Genomic DNA, 2,838 nt, shown 5'->3' on the forward strand with positions numbered 1-2,838 from the left:
CATCCGCCCCCGCCGCCACCCCCGCAGGACGACCCGCCTCCGCATGACGACCCGCCTCCGCATGACGACCCGCCTCCGCATGACGAACCGCCGCCGCAGGAGTGCCCCCCGCTGTCTCCGGAGTCGCCCCCGCCGGCCCACCAGCCGCCGCCGACGTCCCCGCCGCCGTGGGAGCGTCGGCCGCGTCCGCCTGCCCGCGTGGCGGGCCGGACCCTGCTCGCGCTGGCCACCATGGCTGCGACGAACACGACCGCGATCACTGCCAGGATGATGCCGATGACCATGGCGTCACCCTCCTTTCGGACCCCGGGTACGGCCCGGGATTCCCCCGAGTGTTCCCCCGAAGCAACCCCCCGTTGGGCGCCTCGCTCGTTGCGTGACCGAGATGTGCCCGCCCTCTGTGCGGCCCAAAGCAGAGTTGAGGAACTTCAGAGGGTTCTTCGACCCAGGCAGAGCCGAGCAGACGCGGCCCCTGGCATCCAGGTCGTTCGTACAGTGGCGCGCTGCACCTGGACGCCAGGAACCACGCCCGCTCCACGGTGTGTGGGTCGACGGCGGACGGGATGGGAGCTGGGGTGGTGGTGGGTTGAGGGGAGGCTGGCTGGCTTCCCCATGGTGATCGCGTGCCACAGAATGAGCAGGTGATAGCAGCCGTGGTGATCATCCTGGGTCCGCTGGTGATGTCCTTTCTGGGCATCATTCTGGCTACTGACTACCGAGGGTGGCGGGATGCGGCGGCCAAGGCGCACGGGGGAGTCTGGAACGCCGGCTATTCCAGGGCCTACACGACCTTCCGGTACGTAGGACTGATGGCGGCGTGGATGGGAGCCGTTTTCGCTGCGGCAGCCACAGTCCTCGTGATCTTCATCTACGCGAGGTAGTAATCGATGGACGGCGGCGGGAGGCGGCAGTGCGGGCGCTGCGCGACGGGCGCGGCAACCAGTACCCGCCGGGCCCCGGCATCCCCGAACTGCGCACCGCGATCGCGGGCGGCTCAGGGACGAAACGCCCGGGAAATCTCCGCACTTGCCCTCTCTCGCCTGAGCGTCACCTGGCCCGACTCCACCACCCGTGCCGGCTTCCACACCATGGCCAGCCCTCTGCACTCCGTCGCAAGGCAACTCGTCTCCAAGGTCGCGACCCTGCATGACCTGAAGGACGCGCTCCTGCGCGACATCTCGGCGAAGGCCGGCGTTGTCCTGGAACGGGAGCCGGAGCCCGGCGAGGAGCACGTACAGCCCCCTCGACCCCCTGCGATCCCACAGCCGCGCGAGGCCACGACCGGCCATGCGTCAGGATGGTCCCCTCAGAATCCATGGGGCCCCGAGTGAGGATGGTGGAGACGTGAACGCCAGGCCACTGCTGAACCGAAGGCTGGACGGACTCGGGACAACGATCTTCGCGGAGATGTCCGCGCTGGCGACCTCGACGGGCGCGATCAACCTGGGCCAGGGCTTTCCCGACACCGACGGTCCCGAGGAGATCCGCGAAGCCGCCGTCCGTGCCCTACGGGAGGGGAAGGGTAACCAGTACCCGCCCGGTCCGGGCATCCCGGAACTGCGCGCCGCGATCTCCATCCATCAACAGCGCTTCTACGACCTTTCCTTCGACCCCGACACCGAGGTTCTGGTCACCGCCGGCGCCACCGAGGCCATCGCCGCCACCATGCTGGCGCTCCTGGAGCCGGGAGACGAGGTCATCGCCTTCGAGCCCTTCTACGACTCCTACGCCGCCTGCATCGCGATGGCCGGAGCGCAGCGCGTACCGCTCACCCTGCGCGCTCCGTCCTTCCGCCCGGACCTGGACGAGCTGCGGTCCAAGATCACCCCGCGCACCCGCCTCCTGCTCCTCAACACCCCTCACAACCCGACCGGGATGGTCCTCACCCCCGAAGAGCAGAGGGCCATCGCCGCGCTCGCCGTCGAACACGACCTGCTGGTCGTCACCGACGAGGTGTACGAGCACCTGGTCTTCGACGGCGCCGCCCACGTCCCGATCGCGACTTTCCCCGGCATGCGTGAGCGCACCGTCTCCATCTCCTCCGCCGGCAAGACCTTCGCCTTCACCGGATGGAAGGTTGGCTGGGCCATGGCGGACGCCGCGCTCATCGCCGCCGTCCGAACCGCGAAGCAGTACCTGACGTACGTCAGTGCGGGCCCCTTCCAGTACGCGATCGCCGAGGCGCTCCGCCTGCCGGACACGTACTTCGACAGCTTCCGCGCCGACCTGCGACGCAAGCGCGACCTGCTCGGCAACGGCGTGCGCGCGGCCGGGTTCGAGGTCTACCAGCCCCAGGGCACGTACTTCATCACCACCGACATCACCCCCTTCGGCGAGAAGGACGCCTACGCCTTCTGCCGCACCCTCCCCGAACGCTGCGGCGTCGTCGCCATCCCCAACTCCGTCTTCTACGACGACCCCGACGCCGGCCGCAGCCAGGTCCGCTTCACCTTCTGCAAGAGGGACGACGTTCTCGACGAGGCCACGAACCGCCTGCGGCGCCTGGCCTCCTGAACGCATGCCGCCCCTGCGCTCGCTGTCAACCGGTGCCGCCAGGGCCGGCCGGTGACAGCACCCCCGGATCATGCAGGATACGGGCGGCAAAGAGTCATACCGGCCCCGAAGGTTGGGAGCCCGAACCGGAATCCGAGAAGAAGGCGATGGGCGGGCATTGGCCAGGCGCAGTCGGCCGGTCTCATTTCAAGATCACACACCAGTGATCGCCGTCACCAACATCCGTGGACAGAACACCTAGTGGTGTGTCGCTGCTTAATTACGGTGTGTCTGGTTGGGAGGTTGGTGTCTGGCAGATTCCTTCCCCTTTGCCAGACAGGGCTG

3 protein-coding genes are annotated in these 2,838 nt (G+C 68.4%); all 3 read left to right on the plus strand.

Features of this window, described 5'->3' with window-relative positions:
- The first annotated feature begins 623 nt into the window (after positions 1 to 623).
- The 3 genes from H8R17_RS35210 to H8R17_RS35220 all read left to right on the plus strand — a co-directional run bounded on the left by H8R17_RS35210 (position 624) and on the right by H8R17_RS35220 (position 2,514).
- Entirely contained in the window at positions 624 to 881 is a 258-nt protein-coding gene (locus tag H8R17_RS35210) for a hypothetical protein (RefSeq protein ID WP_187827281.1), read from the plus strand.
- 207 nt (positions 882 to 1,088) lie between these two features.
- Positions 1,089 to 1,331 carry a hypothetical protein gene (locus H8R17_RS35215; protein WP_187827282.1) on the plus strand — a complete coding sequence of 81 codons (243 nt, stop codon included), beginning with the start codon at positions 1,089 to 1,091 and terminating at the stop codon, positions 1,329 to 1,331.
- Positions 1,288 to 2,514 (plus strand): pyridoxal phosphate-dependent aminotransferase, encoded by a 1,227-nt coding sequence (locus H8R17_RS35220; protein WP_187827277.1) that lies wholly within the window; start codon positions 1,288 to 1,290, stop codon positions 2,512 to 2,514. The genes H8R17_RS35215 and H8R17_RS35220 overlap by 44 nt, the downstream gene beginning before the upstream one ends.
- The last annotated feature ends 324 nt before the right edge of the window (positions 2,515 to 2,838 follow it).

Source organism: Streptomyces sp. TRM68367 (genome assembly GCF_014495685.1).
Classification (GTDB): Bacteria; Actinomycetota; Actinomycetes; order Streptomycetales; family Streptomycetaceae; genus Streptomyces.

Excerpts from the sequence above, each read along its gene's own strand:
- H8R17_RS35215 (WP_187827282.1), top strand. The coding sequence starts at position 1,089 with ATGGCCAGCCCTCTGCACTCCGTCGCAAGGCAACTCGTCTCCAAGGTC.
- H8R17_RS35220 (WP_187827277.1), top strand. The coding sequence starts at position 1,288 with ATGCGTCAGGATGGTCCCCTCAGAATCCATGGGGCCCCGAGTGAGGAT.